The 24,116-nt window shown below is 65.5% G+C and carries 26 protein-coding genes and 3 pseudogenes; 16 read left to right on the top strand and 13 right to left on the bottom strand.

What is annotated here, in order from left to right:
• Window positions 1–4: 4 nt before the first annotated feature.
• From ACQY5K_RS10855 to ACQY5K_RS10865, 3 genes and pseudogenes are all read left to right on the top strand, one after another.
• Window positions 5–196: pseudogene (locus ACQY5K_RS10855) on the top strand (peroxidase family protein); the annotation flags it as partial.
• Between the two features lie 41 nt (window positions 197–237).
• Window positions 238–639, top strand: a pseudogene (locus ACQY5K_RS10860) (peroxidase family protein); the annotation flags it as partial.
• Window positions 640–714: 75 nt separating this feature from the next.
• Window positions 715–1,389, top strand: a complete 675-nt coding sequence (locus ACQY5K_RS10865) for an aquaporin (protein WP_428115011.1) — start codon at window positions 715–717, stop codon at window positions 1,387–1,389.
• Between the two features lie 116 nt (window positions 1,390–1,505).
• Here the strand turns inward: ACQY5K_RS10865 and hemB are convergent, their stop codons facing one another.
• Window positions 1,506–2,486, bottom strand: a complete 981-nt coding sequence (gene hemB / locus ACQY5K_RS10870; protein ID WP_428115013.1) for a porphobilinogen synthase — start codon at window positions 2,484–2,486, stop codon at window positions 1,506–1,508.
• A gap of 42 nt (window positions 2,487–2,528) precedes the next feature.
• On the opposite strand from hemB, the gene ACQY5K_RS10875 reads away from it, so the two are divergent.
• Genes ACQY5K_RS10875 through ACQY5K_RS10895 form a run of 5 tightly spaced genes read left to right on the top strand, consistent with a single transcriptional unit; the run spans window position 2,529 to window position 6,304 of the window.
• Window positions 2,529–3,017 (top strand): hypothetical protein, encoded by a 489-nt coding sequence (locus ACQY5K_RS10875; RefSeq protein WP_428115015.1) that lies wholly within the window; start codon window positions 2,529–2,531, stop codon window positions 3,015–3,017.
• 6 nt (window positions 3,018–3,023) lie between these two features.
• Entirely contained in the window at window positions 3,024–3,920 is an 897-nt protein-coding gene (locus ACQY5K_RS10880; RefSeq protein ID WP_428115018.1) for a DNA-formamidopyrimidine glycosylase family protein, read from the top strand.
• A gap of 55 nt (window positions 3,921–3,975) precedes the next feature.
• The gene (locus ACQY5K_RS10885; RefSeq protein ID WP_428115020.1) at window positions 3,976–4,674 is read left to right on the top strand and encodes a nitroreductase family protein; all 699 of its coding nucleotides are present in this window, start codon (window positions 3,976–3,978) and stop codon (window positions 4,672–4,674) included.
• Window position 4,675: 1 nt separating this feature from the next.
• A complete protein-coding gene (locus tag ACQY5K_RS10890) occupies window positions 4,676–5,458 on the top strand; it encodes an SDR family NAD(P)-dependent oxidoreductase (RefSeq protein WP_428115023.1) in 783 nt (260 codons plus the stop codon).
• A gap of 57 nt (window positions 5,459–5,515) precedes the next feature.
• A complete protein-coding gene (locus ACQY5K_RS10895; RefSeq protein WP_428115025.1) occupies window positions 5,516–6,304 on the top strand; it encodes an SDR family NAD(P)-dependent oxidoreductase in 789 nt (262 codons plus the stop codon).
• 42 nt (window positions 6,305–6,346) lie between these two features.
• Here ACQY5K_RS10895 and ACQY5K_RS10900 read toward each other — a convergent pair whose 3' ends face one another.
• The 6 genes from ACQY5K_RS10900 to ACQY5K_RS10925 all read right to left on the bottom strand — a co-directional run bounded on the left by ACQY5K_RS10900 (window position 6,347) and on the right by ACQY5K_RS10925 (window position 11,958).
• Window positions 6,347–8,020: an RNA polymerase sigma factor gene (locus ACQY5K_RS10900; protein ID WP_428115028.1), complete on the bottom strand. Its 1,674-nt coding sequence runs from the start codon at window positions 8,018–8,020 to the stop codon at window positions 6,347–6,349.
• A gap of 8 nt (window positions 8,021–8,028) precedes the next feature.
• Window positions 8,029–8,775: an integrase core domain-containing protein gene (locus tag ACQY5K_RS10905; protein WP_428115030.1), complete on the bottom strand. Its 747-nt coding sequence runs from the start codon at window positions 8,773–8,775 to the stop codon at window positions 8,029–8,031.
• Between the two features lie 115 nt (window positions 8,776–8,890).
• The gene (locus ACQY5K_RS10910; protein WP_428115032.1) at window positions 8,891–9,199 is read right to left on the bottom strand and encodes a hypothetical protein; all 309 of its coding nucleotides are present in this window, start codon (window positions 9,197–9,199) and stop codon (window positions 8,891–8,893) included.
• A 136-nt stretch (window positions 9,200–9,335) separates the two neighbouring features.
• A complete protein-coding gene (locus ACQY5K_RS10915) occupies window positions 9,336–9,923 on the bottom strand; it encodes a mobile mystery protein B (RefSeq protein WP_428115034.1) in 588 nt (195 codons plus the stop codon).
• Window positions 9,920–10,387, bottom strand: coding sequence for a mobile mystery protein A (locus tag ACQY5K_RS10920; RefSeq protein ID WP_428115036.1), 468 nt, complete (start codon window positions 10,385–10,387; stop codon window positions 9,920–9,922). Before ACQY5K_RS10920 ends, ACQY5K_RS10915 begins: the two co-directional genes overlap by 4 nt.
• Window positions 10,388–10,572: 185 nt before the next feature.
• A complete protein-coding gene (locus tag ACQY5K_RS10925) occupies window positions 10,573–11,958 on the bottom strand; it encodes a hypothetical protein (RefSeq protein WP_428115038.1) in 1,386 nt (461 codons plus the stop codon).
• Between the two features lie 348 nt (window positions 11,959–12,306).
• On the opposite strand from ACQY5K_RS10925, the gene ACQY5K_RS10930 reads away from it, so the two are divergent.
• The 3 genes from ACQY5K_RS10930 (at window position 12,307) to ACQY5K_RS10940 (ending at window position 14,031) form a co-directional block, all read left to right on the top strand.
• Window positions 12,307–12,480: a hypothetical protein gene (locus ACQY5K_RS10930; protein WP_419921246.1), complete on the top strand. Its 174-nt coding sequence runs from the start codon at window positions 12,307–12,309 to the stop codon at window positions 12,478–12,480.
• Between the two features lie 135 nt (window positions 12,481–12,615).
• Window positions 12,616–13,326, top strand: coding sequence for a hypothetical protein (locus ACQY5K_RS10935; protein ID WP_428115040.1), 711 nt, complete (start codon window positions 12,616–12,618; stop codon window positions 13,324–13,326).
• A 207-nt stretch (window positions 13,327–13,533) separates the two neighbouring features.
• Window positions 13,534–14,031 (top strand): antitoxin Xre/MbcA/ParS toxin-binding domain-containing protein, encoded by a 498-nt coding sequence (locus tag ACQY5K_RS10940; RefSeq protein WP_428115042.1) that lies wholly within the window; start codon window positions 13,534–13,536, stop codon window positions 14,029–14,031.
• Window positions 14,032–14,210: 179 nt separating this feature from the next.
• On the opposite strand, the gene ACQY5K_RS10945 is transcribed toward ACQY5K_RS10940, so the two are convergent.
• The 3 genes and pseudogenes from ACQY5K_RS10945 to ACQY5K_RS10955 all read right to left on the bottom strand — a co-directional run bounded on the left by ACQY5K_RS10945 (window position 14,211) and on the right by ACQY5K_RS10955 (window position 16,992).
• Window positions 14,211–14,531, bottom strand: a complete 321-nt coding sequence (locus ACQY5K_RS10945) for a helix-turn-helix domain-containing protein (RefSeq protein WP_419921250.1) — start codon at window positions 14,529–14,531, stop codon at window positions 14,211–14,213.
• A gap of 241 nt (window positions 14,532–14,772) precedes the next feature.
• A pseudogene (locus ACQY5K_RS10950) lies at window positions 14,773–15,553 on the bottom strand (DUF5131 family protein).
• A gap of 29 nt (window positions 15,554–15,582) precedes the next feature.
• Window positions 15,583–16,992 (bottom strand): ImmA/IrrE family metallo-endopeptidase, encoded by a 1,410-nt coding sequence (locus ACQY5K_RS10955; protein ID WP_428115045.1) that lies wholly within the window; start codon window positions 16,990–16,992, stop codon window positions 15,583–15,585.
• Between the two features lie 239 nt (window positions 16,993–17,231).
• On the opposite strand from ACQY5K_RS10955, the gene ACQY5K_RS10960 reads away from it, so the two are divergent.
• On the top strand, window positions 17,232–17,357 hold the full coding sequence (locus ACQY5K_RS10960; RefSeq protein WP_419921253.1) for a hypothetical protein: 126 nt from the start codon (window positions 17,232–17,234) through the stop codon (window positions 17,355–17,357).
• Between the two features lie 199 nt (window positions 17,358–17,556).
• Here the strand turns inward: ACQY5K_RS10960 and ACQY5K_RS10965 are convergent, their stop codons facing one another.
• The gene (locus ACQY5K_RS10965) at window positions 17,557–18,339 is read right to left on the bottom strand and encodes a DUF5131 family protein (RefSeq protein WP_428115048.1); all 783 of its coding nucleotides are present in this window, start codon (window positions 18,337–18,339) and stop codon (window positions 17,557–17,559) included.
• Window positions 18,340–18,773: 434 nt separating this feature from the next.
• Here ACQY5K_RS10965 and ACQY5K_RS10970 point away from each other — a divergent pair, with 434 nt between their 5' ends.
• The 4 genes from ACQY5K_RS10970 (at window position 18,774) to ACQY5K_RS10985 (ending at window position 21,559) form a co-directional block, all read left to right on the top strand.
• Window positions 18,774–19,601 carry a helix-turn-helix domain-containing protein gene (locus tag ACQY5K_RS10970; RefSeq protein WP_428115051.1) on the top strand — a complete coding sequence of 276 codons (828 nt, stop codon included), beginning with the start codon at window positions 18,774–18,776 and terminating at the stop codon, window positions 19,599–19,601.
• A gap of 84 nt (window positions 19,602–19,685) precedes the next feature.
• On the top strand, window positions 19,686–20,303 hold the full coding sequence (locus tag ACQY5K_RS10975; protein ID WP_428115053.1) for a hypothetical protein: 618 nt from the start codon (window positions 19,686–19,688) through the stop codon (window positions 20,301–20,303).
• Complete coding sequence (locus ACQY5K_RS10980) at window positions 20,300–21,244, top strand: nucleotidyl transferase AbiEii/AbiGii toxin family protein (protein ID WP_428115055.1); 945 nt, start codon at window positions 20,300–20,302, stop codon at window positions 21,242–21,244. The genes ACQY5K_RS10975 and ACQY5K_RS10980 overlap by 4 nt, the downstream gene beginning before the upstream one ends.
• Before the next feature lie 144 nt (window positions 21,245–21,388).
• Window positions 21,389–21,559 carry a hypothetical protein gene (locus tag ACQY5K_RS10985; RefSeq protein WP_428115057.1) on the top strand — a complete coding sequence of 57 codons (171 nt, stop codon included), beginning with the start codon at window positions 21,389–21,391 and terminating at the stop codon, window positions 21,557–21,559.
• 53 nt (window positions 21,560–21,612) lie between these two features.
• Here ACQY5K_RS10985 and tcmP read toward each other — a convergent pair whose 3' ends face one another.
• Window positions 21,613–22,692, bottom strand: a complete 1,080-nt coding sequence (gene tcmP, locus ACQY5K_RS10990; protein WP_428115060.1) for a three-Cys-motif partner protein TcmP — start codon at window positions 22,690–22,692, stop codon at window positions 21,613–21,615.
• Window positions 22,693–22,696: 4 nt separating this feature from the next.
• Window positions 22,697–23,443 (bottom strand): DUF5131 family protein, encoded by a 747-nt coding sequence (locus tag ACQY5K_RS10995; RefSeq protein ID WP_428115062.1) that lies wholly within the window; start codon window positions 23,441–23,443, stop codon window positions 22,697–22,699.
• Between the last annotated feature and the right edge of the window lie 673 nt (window positions 23,444–24,116).

Raw genomic sequence — 24,116 nt, forward strand, 5'->3', positions numbered from 1 at the left:
TTCAGTGAGCGCAGAACGCAACTACCGGCAAACGCTCACAGAAGTCCGGAATTTCCTCCAGCGAGAGCCACACGGCATCGCTTTCGACCTGGTGTCTTCGAATATCCAGCGGGGCCGCGATCGCGGCGTCGGCGATTACAACACGGTGCGCAGCGCCTACGGCGTGACAGAGGTGACGGGCTTTGCCGACATCTCATCCGACGCTGATGTCCAGCAGGCCCCGAGGACGCCTACGGAGACGCCGACGACTTGGACCTCTGGCCTGCTGCCCTGGCAGAAGACCACGTGTCGGGGGCGGCGATCGGCGAGACACTTCAGGCCATCATCTCCGACAAGTTCCGGCGCCTGCGCGACGGCGACCGTTTCTGGTTCGAGAACGACGCCTACTTCGTAGCGAACGCCGATCTCTTGGCGGAGGTGCGCAGCACCACCCTGGCGGACATCATCCGGCGGAACACCTCCGTTGGGGACGAGCGGAGTGACTATGCCTTCGTCGTCGCGGGCACCAGCGAGACTGAGAGCAGCACTGAAACCGAAGCCAACACCGAAACCGAACCCAGCGAAGCGCCCGCAAGCAACGCCGCAGCAGGGCCTGCCCCTGCGGCCGTCAAGTATGTTCCGCCGCTCTGCTTCTACTAGGAGACCGCCGACCGAGTCCCCATGATTTGACCGCTCCGCTGACGCTCGTTCGCTCGTAGCTGCGAGGCTGTCCCGATGACGGCGCTGCGGCAGACGACGGCCAGCCGGTTGACCTCGGAGTTCGTGGGCACTGGCTTCCTGCTGCTGGGCGTGGTCGGCTCGGGGATCATGGCCGAGCGGCTGAGCCCGAACGATGTCGGACTGCAGCTGCTGGAGAACTCGATCGCCACGGCGGGTGCGTTGGCGTGCCTGATCCTGCTGTTCGGGTCGACGTCGGGGGCGCATTTCAACCCCGCCGTGACGCTGTGGGCACGGCTCGCGGGCGATCTGGACAACCGGATGGCCGGGTTGTACGTGGTGGTGCAGACCGCAGGCGGGATCCTGGGCGTCATCGCGGCCAACGTGATCTTCGAGCTCGACGCGGTGTTCTGGTCGACGAACGACCGGATAAGTCCCGCAGCGTTCGGTTCGGAGATCATCGCCACGTTCGGCCTGGTGATCGTCATCATCGGCGTGGTGCGTTCGGGCAAGGAACAGTTCGTCGCCTTTGCCGTCGCGGCCTACATCGGCAGTGCCTACTTCTTCACCTCATCGACGAGCTTCGCCAACCCGGCCGTGACCGTGGGGCGCATGTTCTCCGACACGTTCGCCGGCATCGCCCCCGCCAGTGCTCCGTTGTTCATCGTGGCGCAGTTCATCGGGGCGCTGTGCGCCATCGGCGTGGCGCGGGTGACGCACCCGGCGCGCTAGCAGCCATCCGCTGTGGGATCGGGGGCGCTGCGAGGTTCAAGCCAGCCGCCATTGCAGGGCGTCGGCGAATTGCGGCCCGGCAGTGATTCGACCCGCATGGCCGCCCGCGCCGGCCGCTACTGCAGCGTCTCGGCGAACTCGCGTGCGAGGTAGGTGAGGATGATGTCGGCACCGGCTCGCTTGATGGCGGTGAGGTGCTCGACCGCAGTGGCGTCGCCGTCAATCCAACCGTTGGCCGCAGCGGCCTTGAGCATCGCGTACTCGCCCGACACGTGATACGCCGCCAGCGGAAGGTCGAAACGGGCCCGGGCGGCGGCGATTACGTCGAGGTATGCCAGCGCCGGCTTCACCATGATGATGTCGGCGCCCTCGGCAATGTCCAGCTCGATCTCGGCCATCGCCTCGCGGGCGTTGGAGGAGTCCTGCTGGTAGCCCTTGCGGTTCCCGCCGCCGCTGATGGTCACATCGACGGCCTCGCGGAACGGCCCGTACTCAGCCGAGGCGTACTTCGCCGAGTAGGCCATGATCGGCAGGCTCTCGTGACCGTTGCGGTCAAGGGCTTGGCGGATCGCCCCCACCTGCCCGTCCATCATCCCCGAGGGTCCCACCATGTCAGCGCCCGCTTCGGCTTGGGCCAGCGCCACACGCTGGTACAGCTCGAGCGTGGCGTCGTTGTCAACCTCGCCGTCGTCGGTCAGCACGCCGCAATGGCCGTGGTCGGTGTACTCGTCGAGACACAGGTCGGCGATAACCGCCAGTTCCGAGCCGTGGTCGTCTCGCAGGTTGGACAGGGCCACCTGCACGACACCGTCGGGGTTCCAGGCTTGCGAACCCACAGCGTCCTTGCGGACGGGCAGCCCGAACAGGATCACACCGCTGATGCCGAGCCCGGCCAGCTCGTTGACTTCCTTGCGCAGCGACTCCTGGGTGTGCTGCACGACGCCGGGCAGCGAGAGGATGGGCTGCGGCTCGGTGGCGTCCTCACGAACGAATAGCGGAGCGATGAGATCGGTGGGGTTGACGGTGGTCTCGGCGACCAGCCGGCGCAGTGCTGGGGTGCGGCGCAGGCGGCGCATGCGGCGAGCCGGAAAGGTCACCTGGTCATGCTATTGGCCGATGATCGGCCTAGGTTCGGGACCGTGGAGATTGGGTCCGAGAGCTGGTGTGCAGCGATGTCGGTGGTGCTCGCGGACGTGGAGCTGCCGCAGGTTCAGGCCACGGTGGAGCAGCGGATCGGCGACGGCAATGGCGGACCGGTTGTTGCCTACCGGCTGGTGATCGACGGTGGCCGGGCGCATCTGGAGCCCGCGCCCGATGGTCTTGACGGCGGCCACGGCGACGGCGACGGCGACGCAGGTGATGACGCCGGCGTTGTGGTGATGAGCCAGTCACGAGCCACTGCTGAGGCCGTGCGGCGAAGTGAGCTGGGAGCGCTGGCTGCGCTGCAGGCCGGGTTGATCAAGGTGAGCGGCGATATCCGGGTGCTGATCGCAGCCGCTGAGGCGTTGGCAATGGTGGACGCGGCTTTGGGGCAAGCGTTGGGTGGCGGCGACGGGAATGGCGCTGCCGACGGACGCACCGGGGACGACGGCAGCCCGGCCGATGACGCCGGCGGCGACGGGGACTGAACCACCGTGCCGGAGATCCCTGAAATCCGAGCGCACGCAGAACGACTGGAAGCGCAGGCCGCCGGCGAGGTGCTTAAACGCGTCGAGCCATTGTCGTTCACCGCGTTCAACACGGCCAGCCCGCAGCCCAGCGCTGCGCTCGGACGGCCGCTGTGCAGCGTCGGCCAGCGGGCCAAGTTCCTGTTGCTGCGGTTCGCTCCCCCGGCGCAGGCTCCGGCCGGCGGGGGTGCCGACGGGGTCGGGAGCGATGGCCTGACGTTTGTGGTGCATCTCATGCAGGGCGGCCGTCTGCGGGTGCTGGAACCGGGTGCGAAGCGGCCGCGCCGGCCCCGCGACGGCTTGGCACGGTTCGAGTTCGACAGCGGCTTGGGGCTGATGCTCACCGAGCCCGGCACGCAGAAGCGGGCCGGCGTGTGGGTGCTCGAAGGGGATACCGCCGACACCGAGCCGATCACCGGTCTGGGGCCCGAGGCCACCGAGGTGGACCCAGCGAGCATGGCCGAACTCATGGCGGCTCATTCGGGGCGCCTGCACAACTTCCTTCGGGATCAGCGGGTGATCTCGGGGCTGGGTCGGCGGCTGGCGAACGAGATCTGCCATCGGGCGAAGCTGTCGCCGTTCGCTTCGGTCGGACGGCTCGACGCCGACGCCGTGGGGCGGGTGGTGGCCGCTATCGAAGCGGTTGGCGACGAGTCGCTGGCCTTCGAACGAGGGCGCCCGGAGATGAGCCGTTCGGCCGAGCGGCCCTCGGCAGTGCACGGCCGCACGGGAGAACCGTGCGTGGCCTGCGATGAGGTGGTGCGGGTCGTCGACTACCGCGATTACTCGGTCAACTACTGCGCCGGATGCCAGACCGGCGGGCGGGTGCTGGCCGACAACACGACCAGCAAGTTCCTGCGTTAGCGGCCGACCACTCGGCCCCGGTGCTTGTCACAGGCGCCGGTTACGCTCCTGCGTCATGAGCGAAACAGACGAATCAAAGCTCGGCCTTGCGGCCGACGGAGTGAAACTTGGACTGTCGGCCGACGAGGTGCTGAAGAGCACCCGGGCGGTGCGCAAGCGACTCGACTTCGACCGCCCCGTGCCCGAATCGGTGCTGCGGGAATGCATCGAGGTCGCCGTGCAGGCGCCGACAGGCTCGAACATGCAGGGATGGCACTTCGTATTCGTCACCGAGCGAGACAAGATCGAGGAGATCTCGGCGCTGTACAAGAAGGGCTTCGACTCCTACCGCAACAGCCCCATGTATGCGGGCCGGGCGGCGTCGGGCCTCGGGGCCGAGCGCGACGCACAGCAGGCTCGGGTGACCTCGTCGGCTGAGTACCTGTCGGAGAACATGGGTCGCAGCCCGGTGCTGTTCATCCCGTGCATCGCCGGCCGCACCGACGATCCGCGGATGATGGTGGGCCAAGCGGGCTCGATCATCCCGGCGGCATGGAGCTTCATGCTGGCCGCCCGCGAGCGGGGGCTCGGCACCTGCTGGACCACGCTGCACCTCGGCTATGAACGCGAGGCGGCAGAGATCTTGGGCATTCCTTACAACAAGGTGCGGCAGTACGCGCTCAGCCCGGTGGCGTACACCCAGGGCACCGAATTCAAGCTGGCCACCCGGACCGATCTTGACTCGGTGATGAGCTGGAACTCCTGGAGTCACTGAGATGGCGCCGAAGTCGCCGTCAGAGCTGTTCGACCTGTCGGGCCGGGTGGCGGTGGTCACCGGCGGTTCCCGCGGGTTGGGCCGCGAGATGGTGCTGGCGTTCGCCCGGGCCGGCGCCGATGTGGTGATCGCGTCGCGCAAGCTCGACAACTGCGAGGCCCTCGCCGACGAGGTGCGCTCGACCACCGGGCAGCGGGCGTTGGCAGTGGAATGCCATGTCGGCTACTGGGAGCAGAACAATGCCTTGTGCGAGCGCGTCTACGACGAGTTCGGCCACTGCGAGGTGCTGGTCAACAACGCCGGCCTGTCGCCGCTGTACCCGTCGCTGTACGAGGTGTCCGAATCGCTGTTCAACAAGGTGATCGACGTCAACCTGAAGGGGCCGTTCCGGGCCTCGGCGGTGTTCGGCAAGCGCATGTACGAAGCGGGCGGCGGCTCGATCATCAACGTCAGTTCGGTGGCTGCGGTGGCCCCCACACCGATCGAGACGGCCTATGGGGCGGCCAAGGCGGGGATCCATGCGATCACGCAGTCTTTCGCTCGCGAATACGCGCCGCGCGTGCGGGTGAACTGCATCATGCCGGGCCCGTTCCTGACCGACATCTCGAAAGCCTGGGACATGGAGGCCTTCAACGAGCGGGCCGAGAGCGAAATCGCGTTACGGCGCGGTGGCGAGGCCGACGAGGTGGTGGGCGCTGCGCTCTACTTCGCATCCGAGGCGTCGAGCTACACGACCGGCTCGGTGCTCAAGGTCGACGGCGGCACGGCCTGGGCGACCAGCTGACCTGAACCGCGAACCGCACTCAGCCGCAACCAACCGCAATCAACAGGGAGACACGAAGTGGGGACGACGAGACGACTGTCGACATTGAACCGGTCGATCGAGGGGCGGGTGACGCTGATCACCGGTGCCGGCATGGGCCAGGGACGGGCGACGGCTCACCTGTTCGCCGACGAGGGTGCGCATGTTGCGGTGACCGACCTGGGTCAGGCCGAGGTGGACGCTGTGGTGGCCGAGATCAACGACGCCGGCGGCTCGGCCGCGGGCTGGACGATGGACGTGGCCAACCGCGACCGTGTCAACGAGGTCGCGGGCGAGATGGCCGAGCGGTTCGGCGGCATCGATCACGTCATCAACAACGCCGGGATTTCACGCTTCTCGCCGATCGATGCCCCCGAGTACGAGGACAACTGGGCGATCTCGCTCGAGGTGCTGCTGACAGCGCACACCTACACCGTGCGGGCGGCGCTGCCGTACCTGCGGCAGTCAGATGCGGCGCGCATCGTGAACATCGCTTCCACCGAGGGCTGGGGCGCTACGAAGTTCGGCTCGCCCTACACGGCGGCCAAGCACGGCGTGATCGGGCTGACGAAGTCGCTGGCGGTGGAGCTGGGCCGTGAGGGCATCACAGTGAACTGCATCTGCCCGGGGCCCATCAACACCGCTATGACCTCGGACATCCCCGACGAGCACAAGACGATCTTCGCCAAGCGCCGCACCGCGCTCGGCCGCTACGCCGAACCCGAGGAAGTGGCCCACGGCACGCTCAACTTCTGCCTGCCCGCCAGCCAGTACATGACCGGCGCCATCCTCCCCGTAGACGGCGGCCTCCTCATCAAGAACGCCTGATTTGCGCCTCTCAGTTGGCTGCTGGCACGAGAGCGCGAGTGGCTACGGGGTGAGGGTGACGGTGAGGGACTGAGGCATCCCGTCGCTGTCGAGGGTGAGGGTGCCAGAGAGGGTGCCGCTCACGATGAAGGGCAGCGACTCAGTGGGCGTGGCGCTGAAGCGGCCGGTCATCGACAGGTAGCCATCGTCATTCATGGTGCCGCGGGCGGCCAGGCGCATCTCGGCGGATGCACCGTCGGCGCCAGCCGCGAAGACCAGCAGGGCGCTGAAGCGACGCTCGTCCACCGCCGGGTCTGCCGCATCGAGCGATGCGGTGCTCGGCGACACAACCGACACCGACTCAGTCGTCGTGACGGTCTCCACAGTCTCGTCATCGCCGGTTGTGGTCGTTGTGGTGGTTTCCGCGGTCATCGACAGGGTGCCGGACACGTCATAGCGGTCGGCGCCCGACGGGGTGAACGTCAACTGGGCGCCTTCGACGCTGCTGGTCGCCGTCACCTTCACCACCGGCGCGACCGCATCAGCGGACTTGGCCGTCGACTCAGCCACCGTCTGTGCAGCAGCCACCGTGCCGTCACCAGACCCGTCGGCGACCTGGCGGTCGCTGGCCGAATTAGACGCAGCTACAGGCGTAGCCGACGCAGCTGCCTGAGGGGCTTCATCCTGCACCGCAGCTGCGGCCGTCGCAGTCGCTGCCTCGGCAGCCACCTCGGTGTCGGCAGGGTCCACCAACTCCGCTACAGCAGTCACCGGCGCAGCCGCCGGCACCACCACTGGCGCATCAGGCGCCGACAATTCCATAGCAAGTGGCGCCAGCACTTCCATCACCGAATCGGGCAGCACCCGATCGGCGGCCCTGTGGACCGGCGAATCGACCGTTGGGGCAATCACTGCGGTAGCAAGCCCGAACCCGACCGCCGCCTTCGCCACGATGGGCACACCTGTGGTGGCGGCATTGCTCACCGCAGCGGCAGCCCGCGACGCCACTGGCGTCGTCTCGGCAAACATCGGCATCGCCGAATTCAGCGCAGCCCTTCCACCGCCCGGCGACTGGCTCGACACCGCAGCGGCAGCCCGCTCGCCCCGGCGCAGCAGGCCCACAAGCGCCACCGGCACGAACGCCGCAACCCGCAGCGCGGCACGCAGGGCACTTCGAGCCCGCGACACCCTCGCCCGGGCGTTGTCCTCGGACACGCCGGCGGCCTTCGCCATCTCGTCGTAGGACAGCTCCTCGACGAAACGCAGGTGCAGAGCCTCTCGGTAGGGCTCGGACAGCTCTTCCAACGCGGCCGCCACGTCGGTGTGATCGACGTCGAGACCCAGTTCCACCTCAGCGCTGGGCGACGGACCCACCGAAGTATCGGTGTGCGCGACCCGCTCGGACTTCTCGCTCTCGCGACGGCGCCGGTTGCCCTCGTCGATGCAGACGTTCGCCAAGATTCGGTGCAGCCACGGCCCGACCATGTAGTTGCCGTTGAAGCGAGGTATCGCCCGCAGGGCACGCACCAGCGTCTCCTGCACGGCATCCTGGGCAGACTCGTCGCAATTCAAGCGACGGCGCGCGTGACTGACCAGCTGCGGCCGGTACTCCCGCACCAATTCGGCGAACGCCTCGGTATCGCCAGCTTGGTACGCGATGACCAGATCTCTGTCTTCAAGGCGCAGGGCCATAGCAGTCACGCATCGGAACAGCGGGAGCGCCGTCGCTCCCGTCATTGACGATGCTACCGCGACCCCCGGGCGGCCTCGTCGTCACATTCTTGGGTGACTCTGGAGTTGCGCCAACCCCTGACGTGTGTCTGACTTGATGTCGCTTCTGGTGGAGGATTCAGCCCGCATGTTGGGGTTCCCGGGATTGGTTGGTTGCGATGGTAGGCGATGCGTTGTCGGCGGGCTCGGGCGAGGCTGTCGCGTCGGGCGGCTCGGATGGTGTGTCGGTGGCTGCGGTGTTCTTGGTCGGGGGTGGCGTAGCCGATGGCTGCGTGCGGTCGGATGGTGTTGTAGCGCTCTCGCTGGATTTCGAGTTCGGCGCGCAGCACATCGATGTCGTCGATGAGTTCGAGGTGGGGCTGTTCGGTCTTGAGGTGGCCGAGCAGGCTCTCGGTCCAGGCTTGGTCGGTGGGGGTGCCGGGTCGGCCGTAGTGGGCGGCGAGCCAGCACAGTGCCATGGACTCCCGTGTCGTCCCCGAGCGCATCTGGGGCCCGTTGTCGGACATCACCAGCAGCACCGGCACTGCGTCGGAGTCGGGGTCCCATGGGGTGCGCTGTTCGATGACGTCGTCGAGGCCTTGTTTGCGCAGTGCCCAGTTGAACACGGCCTGGACCTCGATGCTGGTCTCGTCGGCCGATGTGATGTCGGCGATCGGCTTGCGCGAGATCACGTCGCAGATCACCGTGGTGGCCGCCCGGGCTCGCGTCCAGTGCGTCGTGTCGCAGATCCATATCCGGTTCGGGGCTTGCTCGACCCACACCGGCCACGGCCTGCGGAGCGAGCGCGCGTGCCGCTTCGGGCCGCGAAAGCGCAGGTCGCGGCGCTCTAGCACCCGGCGCACGGTGGACGGGTCGGCCCAGAACCGACCCAGCCACTCAGCCCCAACGCTCTTTTCCCTCCGCCAGCGTCAACCTCACCGCCATCTCGGCCAACGCTGTGCGCAGACGCTCGACCTCGGCCCCCGCCGCTTCCAGCTCCACGTCCCGCTGCTTGTCCCGCCGGCCCGGACGCGACCGCGCCAACGCATCGAGCGCGCCCTGGCGGGCGACCTCGCGCAGCTTCGCGACCGTCGACCGGTCCACCCGCGCCCGATCGGCTGCCTCGCTCACCGTGGTCTCCCCACGCACAAGCTGCATCCAGATCTCGTACTTCTCCTGCGGCGACAAGAACCGCTTCCTCCTCACACCAGACTCGGCACTCAACACGACTCCTCAACGTCCGGTCCAGAACCCTCCCACGCTGGCTGAAACCAACCACAAACAGCGACACAAAGTCAGCCGCAACACACTCCCCCGTGCCTGAGGCATCACTGAGTCTCATTCATCTCCGGGCGAAGCTGAGCAGCTCGGAGACATCGCCGCCATCGGCCGTACGCAGGGCCGTCAGGTACGCATCCCGCAGTTCATCAGTGTCGAGGAACACGTTGCTGCCCCAGCTGAACGGATCGCGACCGAGCGCCTCGACGAGGTAGTCGGCGCAGATGCGGCTGTGCCGGCCGTTGCCGTTCGGGAACGAGTGGATCTCGACCAAGCGGTGATGGAAGCGAACAGCGAGTTCGTCCGGTTCATATGTTCGGAAGTCGACCCAGGCCTTGGCGTCTTCGGTGAGCATTCGGACGGCGGGAACGATCTGTATCGGCGTCACGCCGATGTTCGTCTCGCGCAGGCGGTAGCGGCCTGCCCAGGACCACACTTCGCCGAACATCGCAGCGTGCAGATCACGCAGGTACTTGTCGTCGAGGAGCATGTCGACAGTGGGCGCCCGGCGACGGAGTGCGATCGAAATGTTTCGCTGTTCTGCGTCGTTGAGGTCGTCTCGGGTTGCAATATGGCTCTGCAGCAGGCCCTTGCGGTCGTCGGGGGACAACGGGGTGTGTCCCTCGCCGGCGAGAGGCAGCCATTGGCTCATCGCGCTCGGTCGCGGCTCCACAGCCCGCGCTGTTCAGCCAAGTCGGCGGCCAGCTCCTCGATCTGCGCGGCGATGTCGTCGTCGGCGGGCTGTTGATCCTCGAGGCGGGAGTGATGGGTGACTCGACGCACATGCTCGGTTGCCCGTCGCTGCGCTTGCGCGGTGACCATGTCGTTGAGGCTCGTGCGAGGGACGAGTGCGTAGACGAGCGCGCAGTCCAGTGCATCGGCAGCCCGCATCAGCGTGTCGAGCTTGATGGTCATGTTCTGCTCGCCGCGTTCGATCGCGGGTATTCGCTGCTGGCTGACGCCCATTCGTCGTGCGAGGTCTGCACCGGACATGCCCAAGGCATTTCGCACCGCCCGAATCCACCCTGTGTGCGGCCGCGCCAGGTCGGCCAGTGGTCTGAGGCTCGAGAGGCGGTCATCGAGGCGATCGCGGGCGATAGCTCGTGTGCTCTTCATGGTCGCAACCTCATGCAGCAGGTGAAGGGGCTCTTCGATCCACTATGTAAACATAGTCGATAGATCTGCCTTCTACAATCTATATATAGTGTCTAATGTCACTTGAAACGGTCGATAAGTTGTCAACGAATCGCGACCGAGATGCCGCTCGACACCGACGACGGACTCCCCTTCCCGTGCTCCGCCTACCAAGGCGAGTCGCGAGGGCCCGCCCCGACGTGCCGCAGGTAGGTCAGCACCGCCGCGACGCCTACCTCGGTCAGCGCGAGGCGCCGGTCCTGCCAGTCACCCCTGTCGACGACCAGGTCGCACGCCCTCCACGAGCTGAGCGACTCGCTCAACGCCCACGACACCTCCATCGCCGACGGCAACACTCGCACTCCGTCGGCAGTGGATGCCCAGCCCATGTCCACCGCCACCGCAGCCACCAAGGTGGTCAGCTCTTTGTACGACACCTCGCTGCCGCGGTCGATCAAGTGCAGTACCGCCGTCTCAGCGACGAAGCCATCCCAGCCCGACGGCGCGAGATGCCGGGTGAGCCTGTCCCACGCCTTGTGCCAGTCCGCGGTCATCTCGGTTCCGGCAGCGGTCCGTCGCAGCAACGTCTTGCGCTTCTGCAACGCACCGGCACGCTGCAACCACCGTCGAAGGTGATACAGCACCATGTCGTCGGTCTCTGTGCGAGGCGGCCGGTCGAGCTCGTAGCGGTACGTCCAAGGCCGGTCGCGCTGCACGGACTGCACGAACGCCGGCTTGAGATAGCCGGCCTGAGTCAAGGTCTGCTCGTCACCGAACCGTTCGAGCAGCCACAGCACTGGGCCAAGCGATTCCTGTGCACCCGCCGGCGGCTCGACCCGATGCAGCAGTCGATTCGCCACCCTCGCCCGCGCCGCGGACAACTGCTCGCTGCGCCCCGACACGGCGGCAATCCACCGCTCCAGCCGCTCGGTGATCACCGCTGTCCGCCACGACTGGCCCGGCAGGATCGGATGGCCGCCGTCGAGGGCAGCCGTAGCGACGGCGGCCTGCGCTGCCCGCCAGCCGCGGCCGCCTACGGCGAGTTCCCCCACTGCAATCGCTCGTTCGAGCGCATCTTGCACCGCCGAGCGTGCAGAGGCTTCCTCGGGCCCCATCACCGAGCTCCACTCAAAATCGGCCAGGTCGGGCGGATCGATCCCCGAGCGCTGCATCGCCTTGCGCAGCGCCGAAATTCCCTCGTTGTCGCTGCGGTCGAAGGCGGCATGGACGGCTGCGGTCTCGGGCGACCGGCAGATCGCCGCATATGCGTGCAGCCCCAATTCGTCGAGCAACGCCGCGGCCGCCCCCGCCAACTGGCCCATGTAGCCCACCTCATCGGTGATGTACTTCGTGGGCACGACGTACCACAGCCAATGCTGCAACCCGGCCTGACTCAACACGCCGGGCCCCTCGCCCCAGGTCAACGACTCGTACACATCGCCGGCCTCGCGAGCCACTTCGGGATCACGCGCCGCGATGCGAGCGATTGCGTCACCGACATCCTGCTCGCAGAGCGATGACGTCTCGAATCGATTGCGGGCCGTATCTGTCACCGGGCCATCCTGCCAACTGCGCGCATCCCCAGCGCGTTGGTTGCCGCGGCCACGACCGCACGGAGAAGTCAGCGTCGGGGTACTCGGTGCGGTTTCGACGTCTGCGCAAAGCGTGCAGACGTCCGAAGACCTCCAAGTTCGGACGCGATGAGCTGTTCCTCGTTTACGAGCACGACCAGCGTGGGACGCGACTTGACGTCTCGGGTGCCCGGCCCGGCTCGCCGAGATACCGCGCGGCCCAACGGACGGCGCTGTACCTGTCGCTGCGGGTGTCGGAGAATCTGGCCTTCTTCGGCGGCCTCTACGGCCTGCGGGGCCATCGCTCAGCTGGCGGCCCTGCCGGGCTGGGTGCAGGCCATCGCCCCAGCCAGCGCCGTGTACTGGGCAATCGACGCCTACCGCAGCGTGCTGGGCGGCGAACAGGGATCCGGCCGAGCCGTGGGGATGCTGCTCGGGTTCGCGGCTCTGTTCATCGCCGTCACCCTGTGGGCATTCCGAGCCGAGAAGCCGAAGGAGAGCTAGCCCGCCGCGTGATCAGGCCCTTGTTAGAACGACTGAACCCCGGAAGCCGCTCGGAAAGCGACCCCTCGGGGTTGTCGGTCACACCCTATCCAAAACGTCGGTGGGAAGGAAGGACCCATCCACTATGAACGAAGGGTGGTCTCGCCAGCTGAACTCGAGCATCTGATCTCGCCACAGCGCTTCGAGACCTACGTGACGCTCGCCCATGGAGACCGCTCACTTGCAGCCGAACTGTACGAGTGGACTGGAGCCATCGCCGGAGCCCTCTTCACCGACTTCCGAACAGTCGAGATCGTCTTCCGAAACCTCATCGACCAGGCACTCAGCAGACATGTGGCAAGAGTCGCACCGCGCGTCAAGGATTGGATGCGGAACTCGTCCTGGATACCCGTTGGTGGCCACTGGTGGGACCGGGACGCCCAGAAGGCACTCACGAAAGCTCGCAAACATGCCGGCGGGCCCTGGGCTTCCCATGGTGCAGCCATCGCAGAAGTCAGCTTCGGCTTCTGGCGCTACACCGTTTCGGGCCGGTACGAGGAGTCGTTCTGGAACACCGCTCTCGATCATGCCTTCACCGGCATCCCCGGCCACGCCCCAGGGGATCGGCGACGAACCCTCGAACAGTCGATGATCAATCTCCTTGGCCTCCGCAATCGGCTCGCACACCATGAGCCCATCGCCAAACCCTGGACACGGAAGCTGCCGGGCGGCCGCAAGGGGACATTTACTCTCGACGATCTCTACGGTGACCTCGTGAAGGTCATGCAGTGGACCGCACCCGCTCTCGCGGCCGACCTCCTGCAACCCTCAAGAGTGCCTGGTCTGTTGGCCGCCCGCCCCTGCTAGAACGCTCTTCGTCGCTCGCAATGAGCTGCGCCTGCTGCGGCGCGATCCGTTCCCGCTGTTCGCGCTGATCGGCATGCCGGGCGTGCTGCTGTTCTTCGTGACCGACGCGATCATCGGCGGGCCGGCTCACTCGGTCCCCGCTCTGGCCTCGCTGTTCGCGCTGATGGGAACCGGGTCGATGGGGTTCTCGTTCTTCCGCGAGCACGGATGGGGCACCTGGGACCGGTTGCGCATCGCCCCGATCCGCACGATCCACATCGTGGGAGGCAAGGCCATCCCGATGCTGGGCACCATGGCGGTCGCGGGCGCCGGCGGGGCAATCGCACAGCTGACAGCGCTGCCCGGCTGGGTGCAGGCCATCGCCCCAGCCAGCCCCGTGTACTGGGTGATCGACGCCTACCGCAGCGTGCTGGTCGGCGAGCAGGGATTCGGCCGCGCCATCGCGATGCTGCTCGGGTTCGGAATGCTGTTCACCGTCGTCACCCTGTGGCAGTTCCGAGCCGAGAGGCCGAGGAACGATTGCTCGAGCTGCGAGCGGTCGTCGACCTCGCCCGCAGAGTCATCCGTGAAGATGCCATCAGGCTCTGGCTGCGGACACCCGACCCGGACCTCGGCTACCGAAAACCGCTGGACGTCATCGCCGCCGGCGAGTACCAACGCGTGATTGATCTGCTGCTCGCGCTCGCGGAGGGCGTCACGTCCTGACATGAACGAAGTCGACCCCCGGCTGGTCGCTCTCGCCGCGCCAACTGTGGCAGGTCGACGTCAGCATGACAGCGGTGCTCGATTTGACAGACGTCGCCGTTGTGGATCTGCTCCAGATCTCCCCCGAAGACCTCGTCCGCGATGACCGTCGCTTGACTCTGAGCGACAATCAGGAAGACTCAGGCAACTTGCACTGCGTCGCGGAGTTGGCTGGGAGGCTCCGCGGGAAACGACAACACGAGGTGTCGGTTCAGCCCGGAGGCGACGCGGGCGAGGGTGTCGATTCGGTTTCGTGCTCCGCCGCCTTCCTCGAGGCGCGAGATCACCGATTGGGTCGTGCCCATGCGCTCTGCCAGCTCGCGCTGGCTCAGGCCCGCCTGCACCCGGAGATCGTGGATGAGCTGGCCCAATGCAAGATCCTGCTCGACGGCGGCACGAGTCGGCGGGGAAGGCTCACCGCGGCCTGCTTTGACATCCTCCCAACGAGATCGGTTAGCCACAGCTCGACTCCATCACGGATCGCGACGCACGCAATTATCGCATTATTGCGATGATGCCGCCAGTGCGATGTCGCTGCCAAGCGCTACTCGAGCCCACTTCGGCCACGACGCCCAGGCATTCGAGGCCTAGACGCTAAACAGCCCCGGTCGAAACCGGGGCCGTCGGGTCGGGGTTACGCGCCCCGGTGGGGTGTGCTCATCGTACCGAAGGCATCGCTGGATGGGCGGTGCCGTGCCCCACCTAGACGCTTGCCAGCATCTCCTCGCGTCGGCCGTTCGACCGAGCCGTCTCGACCGGCAGCTCGTCCCACAGCTCGCCCTCGAGTTCCCGGCCGCCGGCCTTGGGGGTCCGCCCTCCCCATTGCTTGAAGAAGAAAGCCACGCCGGCCGAGACGCAGGTGTCGCGAAGCTCGGTGACCCAGTCCAGCTCCATGGGCCGGGCGTTGGCACCGGACTCGCCGCCGGCAATCACCCAGCCGATGCCCGCAAGATCGAGCACACCGAGCGGGCCGAGCAACGGCTCGGCGCTCACGAACCTCACCGCCGCGGGCACCTTGCGCAGGTGATCGATGCGGAAGGCGTACCGGCGTGACTCCACGCTCACGCCCATCCACAAGTTCGACGGCCAGTCGAGACTGTCTGCGATCCGGCTCAGTCGCTGCGCTCGCTTGGTGAGCACCTGGTAGGTGTGCTGGGGCGTCTCCCGAATCACCTCGAAGACCTGCGCGATGAACTCGGGCGGCACATCGCCATGAAAGAGATCGCTCATCGAATCCACAAAGACGAGGCGGGGTGCGCTCCAGCGTCGAGGCACATCGAGCGATGACCGATGCAAGGTGAGCTTGAAGCCCGGCCCGCTCGTCGGCGGGTCGCCGTCGTTCTGATACTTCGGCGACCCCATCGCCTTGAGCCTCTCGGCCAGGGTCTGCGCATAGCAGCGGTCGCAACGGGGACACCCGAGCGCAGCCCGTGGTCGGGTTCCACGTTGCTTCGGTCCACTCGATCGCCGACTTGTTCGCCACGCCTCAGCCGTAGGGGCGGGCTGTCGCAGCTATTCCCCGATGAGCCGGTCGATGAAATGGCGTGATGCAGGCGTGAGCGGGACATTCGAGTTGCGCACCTGCCAGCCGAGCACTGCCGAGCTGACCCCGTAGCGAGCCCGAAGCGACTTCGCCGCACGATCATCCTGGCCGCCAAAGCTCAAGAACAGTCGGCCGGCGAGTTCGCGTGGCACCAACAACTCGGCCGCGAAGGCACGGGCGCGCTGCTCGACATGTCGTGCGGTCCGGCCGCCGAGCACCTCGACCAGGGGCAGCGACGTCGAACGATCGACAAGGAGATGGCAGATCTCGTGCGCCAGCGTCGCTCGCTTGCGGCCGAAGCTCGAGGCGTGACGCCGATCGGTGTTGAGGAGTACGGCTGGACCGTGATGGGGACCCCAGCAGCCGATTGCATCGACGTTCAGCAGCCCAAGGCCGACCTCGACGACGGGCACGCCCCACGACCGCAGGAGCTCATCCGGATTCACCCGGCCGCTTCCGTTGGCGATGCTTGGTTGAGCCCGCAGCCAGCCAGCCAGCTCGTGTCCCTGGACGTACGGCGGCTCGTCCGCGACCGATCCGATCGCTTCAGTTGCATGAGCTGCCAAATGGTCCAGCTTGGACGTCTTGACCTTTCTTGCCCGCCGCACGGCCTCGACGATCGGCTGCAACGTCGTGAGGGGTTGAGGACCGACGAGACGAGCAGCAGCGAGCAATTCGTTGGAGACAAGCGTGTCCGCGTCACGTTCGTCCAGCGATGGGAATACAGACTCGACCTCAGCTACCAACTCAGCGGGATAGCCGGTCACCGCTTCGATGAAGCGAAGCCGGTCATGGCCGTCACGCTCATGCCACGTCATCACCGCTTGGATCGAACGCGGATCGCTCAATCCATCGAGCCGTAGCGCAATGAGATCGCCGACATCGGTCAACACTCTGAGCACTTCGCTGAACGAGGTCTTAGCGGTCATTGCGCTCGAAGCCATCCAGCCCACGTTTCCGTCCCGAACAACCCACAACGGGGGAGAAACCGCCCCCTGCAGCGCTTCCGCCAAGTCATGCGTCGAGCGGTATGCCTCGATCTGTTCACGCTCGAACTCGGCTTCGGCAGCCGGCAGTCGATCGGCAGCCGCCTCTGCCGCAGCGAGCATTCTCGGTGCCGTGGTCGGCGCGACGCCAAGCGGACAGCCGTCTTCGACCGACAAGAACAGCCAGTACTCACCCAGAAATTCGAGAAGTTCGATCCATGTCCAGTCGACACCGGTCCTGTCATCGACGCCGTGCCAGACAGGCCGACCCCGGAGGCATACGCGCAAGCACCCGAGGGTCGCTTCGGCGCCGGTCGAAGGCTGTCGGCGCGATGGCCAGCTCAGCGCGAACTCGATCTCGCCGTCGGCGGAGCGCGTCACCAGTTCATCCATCGGCGCACCTCCCGTCCGCATCCTTGACGTTCGGCTTCATCCAGCAGACACTGCTTGACCTGCTTTGCGTTGCCCTTGTCCGGGAACCGGTCTGGATGTTCAGGAAATCCATGGTACGAGATGCCGGGATTCGTCGGCGTGGCCCGATAGACGACTCCATCGCTGACCGCGTATAGCCGCTGAGGGTACGGCCGCGACCAATGAGACGGGGAGTACGGAACCGAATTGTCTAAGAGCACTTGAGCATCGTCCAAGCTCATCCCAACCGGGCACTTCCCGACCTGTTGCGAGCCGGCCTCGACGAATCCCGCACGATCGAGTTTCCAGTGGTGCTTGAGCTTCGGTTGCGCATCCGGCTCGTATAGCCAAGCGTCCACGACACGCACCGTAGTGGTGCGATTGCGCTGATGAGCCATGCTTTTTCGAGCAGATCGGCTATCGGCAGGGACCCAAACGCTAAACAGCCCCGGCCGAAGCCGGGGCCGTCGGGCCGGGGTTACGCGCCCCGGTGGGGTGCGCTCATCGTACCGAAGACATCGCTAGAAGAGCCGTGCTGAACCCCACCTAGACGCTCGCCAGCAGCTCCTTGCGTCCGCCGTTCGACCGAGCCGTCTCGACCGGCAGCTCGTCCCACAGCTCGCCCTCGAGTTCCCGGCCACCGGCCTTGGGGGTCCGCCCTCCCCATTGCTTGAAGAAGAAAGCCACGCCGGCCGAGACGCAGGTATCACGGAGCTCAGTGACCCAACCCAATTCCATGGGCCGGGCCTTCGCACCGGACTCGCCGCCAGCGATCACCCAGCCGATGCCCGCAAGATCGAGCTCGCCGAGCGGTCCGAGCAACGGCTCGGCGCTCACGAACCTCAGCGCTGCGGGCACCTTGCACAGGTGATCGATACGGAAGGCGTACCGGCGGGTCTCAACGCTCACGCCCATCCACAGGTTCGGCGGCCAGTCGAGGTCGCCTGCGATCCGGCTCAGCCGCTGCGCTCGCTTGGTGAGTACCTGGTAGGTGTGCTGGGGCGTTTCTCGGATGACGTCGAAGACCTGTTCGATGAACTTGAGTGGAACGTCGTCGTGGAAGAGGTCGCTCATCGAGTTCACAAACACGAGCCGCGGTGCGCCCCAGCGACGAGGCACGTCGAGCGATGAGGGATGGAGGGTGAGCTTGAAGCCTGGTCCGCTCGTCGGTGGGTCACCATCGAGCTGGTACTTCGGCGAGCCCATCGCCTTGAGTCGTTTCGACAGCGTGAGCGCGTAGCAGCGATCGCACCCCGGGGACGTCCGGTCGCAACCCGTGGTCGGGTTCCACGTTGCCTCGGTCCACTCGATCGCCGACTTGTCAGCCACGACCACACGGTAGGGCCACGGTGTAACAGCCAAGAAGTTGGATTCAGCGCACCCACGCCTTCGGTGTGCGTCAGGCGACGGCGAGCCAAGTGACGCAGTAGACGTCGTCGAGCACCCGGTTAGTTGCGACCCCTGCTATTGAAAAAGGGCACCGACTCCAGCGCCATCTTCGGCTCTGCGGTCGAAAACTTGCAAATTCACATATATAACTGTAAATTGTGTTAATGTTTTTGCTGTGGCAGCGGCCGCTTACGACTTCCGATGCCGATAACCGGCTGTTCGCCAACCGTAGCTCGGAGCTTCAGCGAGTCCGCCGGGCGCGCGAACTCGGCCTAAATGCGTACGTGCATGGCCCTCCCGGCAGCGGTCGTACTTCCTTCCTGCGTCAAGTCGAACGAGAACATCCCGAGGCGCGCTACATACGCCTTCAAGGTGTGGAGACTCTCGCGGAGTGGCTGGAGGGAGTTGAACGCGCGATTACTCGTTCGGATGCTCTGCCCCGCGAACGCGGCAATCCTTTCGCTGAGGTGTTCGGACAACTCGCCGCAACTCAGTACAAGGTGGTTGTGGATCCCTTGAGGCATCTCAAGGTGGCACTCGGACAACAGCAAACCGCCTCCCGGCACGTCGTCCTTGTGGACGACCTTGACTCAGACGGTTGCCAAGAAATGTTCGGCAGGTTGCGCGACGACCTCTGGGAGCTCCCGATCCAATGGGTGGTCGCTGGCACGTCATCGCATCTCGAACCGCCAGCCGACACGTTCTTCGATGTCGTCGTCGAGCTTCAGTCGTTCGACCTCGAAGGACTTCAAGACCTCGTGGATCGACGAGCGGCGAGCGGCACTGCTGCCGAAGGGGCTCTCTTGCGGTCGAGAGTCGCGACAGCCATCGAGTCCATCGCTCCATGCACGCCCCGGCATGCACTCTCGGCCATTCGCGATCTCTACCTGTCCGAAGATTTGGCTGATGCAACGAGTCGGTTGATCGAGCAGCGATCAGCTCGCTCGCGCATGTCTGCGACTGCGTCCAAGGTGTTCGACGCATTCGTTCACTACGGACCGACGCACGCTGGGGATGAACGGCTCCTGGCCGAAGTGGGGGTAAGTCGTAGCCGGGTGGTCCAAGTGCTCACGGAACTCGAGTCTGCAGGCCTCGTGACGTCGGAACGCGTGGGGCGCCGCAAGCTGTACTCGACGCTCACGGGCGGCGACACGGCAAGAAAACCTGGCGAAGAATTGGCGCGCGCCGGATCAGCGAGCTGAATGACCTGAGGCCGTTCACCGCTGACTGGTGTAGATGTCACCGCCAGGGCGATCGCCCTGGCGCCTGATCGCAAGAATGAGAAAATGTTGCTACGATATTTTCTCATAAGCAATGCCCGGGTCGTTCGTGACCATGTCGAGCGCATCCCCACGCGTTCATTCGTGTCCCGCGCTGACCTGCCTGAGGCCTGCCACGCGATCGACTGCGAGTTGGCACGGATGGCGAGCAGGAACGAGCTAGTACGCGTCTACAAGGGGCTCTATTGGAAAGGGCCTCAAACCCGCGCTGGCATGCCCGCACCGGCGCCCATGGACGTCGGTCTGCGCGTCGCCGGCAGCGGCTCTGGGCCCGCGGGATTCTCAGCTGCCGCGAGCCTCGGCCTCACTACTCAGGTTCCTTCGGTCGACGTTGTCGCTGTGGCTGGGCGGGCGCCACGACCTCCCAAGGGAGTGGCGTTCGTGTCTCGTTCTGCTGATCGCGGGTTCCGAAGTCTGCAGTCGCTGGAGGTGGCAGTGCTCGAGTTGATGCGGGACGGCACTCGTTTCATCGAGGTCGACTGGGAGCGGGCGGCCGCTGTTGTTGAACAGCTCGCCGAGTCCGGCGCCATCCGCCCCCAACAGATCGGCGAGCAGATCCACAGCGAGCATCATGTGGCCGCGCGCGGACGCTGGCGACTCCTCGCCGAACGAATCGGATCATGATGCTCAGCCTGTATGACGAGTTGGACGAACTCGAGGGATACGTGAGCGCCGTTGCACTCGCCTCAGGCATTCCCGTGTCCCATGTCGAGAAGGACTTCTGGGTCACGGAGGCGCTGCGAGGCATCGCCGATGCGTCGCAAGCCACTGGCTGCTCGGTGATCTTCAAGGGCGGCACGAGCTTGTCGAAAGCTCGCCGGCTCATCCAGAGGTTCTCCGAGGACGTCGACTTGCTCGTGGTGCTTCCCAGCGGAGGCAAGAAATCACGAGACTCGATCCTGAAGGAATTCGCGGCCGCGGCCGAAAGTAAGACAGGTCTGCAGGGCACGACGGACGCCTCCACGACCACAATGGGAGTCAAGCGCACGGTCAACTTGCACTACCCGGCGAGATTCTCGTCTGTTTCGCTGAAGAGCGATGTGGTGATGGAAATCGGTTCCCGCGGGGGAGCAATACCAAGCACGCTCATCAAGGTCTCGTCACTCATCTCGGAGTACACCGCCAGCGCAGGACTTGACCCTGACTATGCCGAGAATCGACCGGTGCCGCTCCTGGTTCTTGATCCCATTCGGACCCTCGTCGAAAAGCTCATGATCCTTCACAATGCTGCCGAAGTCGGAGATAACGAGCGGCGACGCAAGACAGCGCGCCACTACTACGACGTCGATGCACTGCTGCGAGAGCCGCGGATCTTGGCCGAACTTGAGCAGGTGCGAGTCGACGTGCTTGCCCGAGAGGTTTCCCAGCACTCACAGGCTGTCCAGTTGTCCAGCTCCGACCGGCCGAGTGGCGGTTTCGCAGAGAGTTCAGCTTGGGGGGAGTGCCCGGACTGGCTCGTCCAGGCATACGACGACGTCACCCGACGACTGGTTTGGCCGACTGCACACATCTCGACGCTCGAACAGTGCTGTCAACGAGTCCGAGATCACGGCGAATTGCTCTGACACGTTCCACGGGGTGCGACAGACACCGGACTAGCGAAACCTGCCTGGCGCCTTGCTCAGGTAGTCGGCGCTCGACGGATCAGTGAAGAGAATGACCCGAGGCCGGTCACCCCTGAGTGATGTCGATGCGGCGCAGCCCGACTCATGCCGGTCGCCGCCGCCAGCTCGATGATGTACGTCACCATTGCGATTGCACTGACGTTGCTGCCGTACCTTCGCACTGCTGAGGAAGCTGCCGGGCTGGATGCGGGCCATCACCCCAGCCATACCCGTGTAGTGGAGCATCGACGCCTACCGCAGCGTCCTCGCCGGTGAGTGACGAGGACTCGTCCTGGCTATTGGGGAACTGTTGTCAACCGAGGAAGAAATCAGAACAGCGATTGCTCCGCCAGGCGAAGCACTCGATCCTCATAGGACCTGCCGGTGCGCGCCAGCTCCACTCTGCGCTGCTCGAGGAGCGAGTCCACGACCGGTTTGACGTGGGTCTCTTTGTAGATCGTCTCGAGGAGGGCGTGCTTGCAGAGCTCAGCCATGCTGTGTTCGCGCCCACCGAGCAGCTCCACGATGCCGTTCGCGAGTGGGGTGAAGTCCGGGCGAAGAATGTCGAATGACATCTGGTCGGGGTCACGAGGATCTCGGAAGCGCTGGCCGGAGACACCATCAACCTCCCACAACCCATCCTTGAACTTCCGTACGGCGACGTCACTCGTGGTCCCGAAGAAGAGATGAAGAGAGTGTCCTCCTTCGTCGATCATTTCGAACGTCAGCACGTGCGGAAAGCCGGCCGTGTGTAGACCCTGGTGGTACAGCCCCAGAAGGAACGGCTTCTTCCCAGCAGTGTTCAACCGATCAACGCGCCGCCAATTGCTGCGCCCGAAAACACGTTCGCCTGCTTCTTGTTCGCCATTGGCGAACCGGATGAAGAACTGATCTTCAAACGTGACGAGCACCTCGGATGATTGCTGCTGACCGATCCGTTGCACGATCTCGTAGTTGGTATCGGCACCCCAGCCATCGAGATTGGCGAAGACTGGTCCTTCCCACCCGCCCAGTTCGGCGATCGCCTGCCCGTAGAGATCGCCACACTTGCCGCGACGGACGCGAACCTCCAAGCCGGGTGGCCTGATCGTGGGCGGGAACCGAGCGTTGAGAAGATTCGTGAGGTGCTCAGCGCGCCCGCGATGGTCCTCTACGAAGACGAGACGTGTCTGGGTGCCCCAGCGCGTCACCTCGCCCCTCAACGCATGCTCCATGGCGATCAAGGGCGAGCTTTCTGAGGAGTTCGTGTACGCCCCTGGCCCGGCGAAGCCGTCGAAGAACGTGATCCCGACGTCGCGAAACTGGCTTGCCATGATCGGAAACCACGCCGACACATAGCGGCGCAGCAGCGTGTGCTTCGCTGCCGTGTGCAGATCGCGCTTCCAGAGAACCCCGGTTGGAACCGCCACTCGGCTAGCTCGCCGCCTCGAGCGGCAGCTGGTCCCACAATTCGCCGTCGAGTTCTCGGCCACCTGCCTTCGGCGTTCTGCCTCCCCATTGCTTGAAGAAGAACGAGACGCCCGCTGACGTGCAGGTGTCTCGAAGTTCGGTGACCCAGTCGTGCTCCATGGGCCGTGCGTTGGCACCGGACTCACCGCCGGCGATGACCCACTGGATGCCCTCAAGACCCAGTGCGCCGAGCGGGCCGAGAAGAGGCTCGGCGCTCACGAATCTCACTGCTGCCGGAACCTTGCGAAGGTGATTGATTCGGAAGGCGTACCGGCGAGACTCCACGCTGACGCCCATCCACAGGTTCCGCGGCCAGTCGAGCTCGCTTGCAACGCGGCTCAGCCGCTGCGCTCGCTTGGTGAGCACCTGATAGGTGTGCTGAGGCGTCTCACGGATGACCTCGAAGACCCGCTCGATGAACTCGAGCGGGACGTCGTCGTGGAAGAGGTCGCTCATCGAGTTCACGAACACGAGCCGCGGTGCGCCCCAGCGTCGAGGCACGTCGAGCGATGAGGGATGGAGGGTGAGCTTGAAGCCCGGCCCGCTCGTCCTCGGGTCACCATCGAGCTGGTACTTCGGCGAACCCATCGCCTTGAGCCGCTTCGACAGCGTGAGCGCGTAGCAACGGTCGCACCCCGGGGACGTCCGGTCGCAACCCGTGGTCGGGTTCCACGTTGCCTCGGTCCACTCGATCGCCGACTTGTCAGCCACGCCCCCCACGGTAGAGGCGGGGTGTCACAGCCAAGAAGTTGGAGTCGGCCGAGCCGAGAGGATCCCCTCTGCGCGAAGTCGGCTAGTGGCCCTTGACTGGTTCGGGCGGCACCCGGAACTCGGCACCGTCTTCGGCCAGAGCCACCGTCAGCGGAGGCATCGTCGGGTGCCGCCAGCGGGTCACATCCGCCGCGTTGCCCTTGTTCTTGTTGCAGTAGGTGTGAGACGCCTGGAGGTTGTCCAGCTTGTGCAACACGCTCTTGTACCGGGTGCCCCGCACCGCCTTGCCGGCCTTGCTGATGTCGAAGAAGGCGAAGATCTTCGGGACGATGTGCTCGACCTGGGCGGCTTCGATGCGTGTCTCGGCGCCGCACACGCCGCAGCGCCGATCGTCTCGCTCGTAGACGTAACGAAGCAACTTGCTGCGATGCTCCTTGCTCCAGCGGCCCGATGCGTCCGGTTCCACGGCCTCCAACCTGGATCGCCGAACCTTTTCGATCGTCTTGCCCGTGCCGATGGCAGCCGTGGCGAGCTTGTCGCGCCAACGACGTCGTTCGTTGCCGCTGCCGCTGCCGTTCGCATCCGGTGCATCCGGTTCAGCGCCAGCATGCGTTTCGGCCGCCTCCGACAGGTCATCAGGACTCTCAGCAATGGGACCCGACAGACCGTCGGC

Origin of the sequence: Candidatus Poriferisodalis sp., assembly GCF_965262965.1 — a bacterium.
In the GTDB taxonomy this organism is placed as follows: domain Bacteria; phylum Actinomycetota; class Acidimicrobiia; order Acidimicrobiales; family Poriferisodalaceae; genus Poriferisodalis.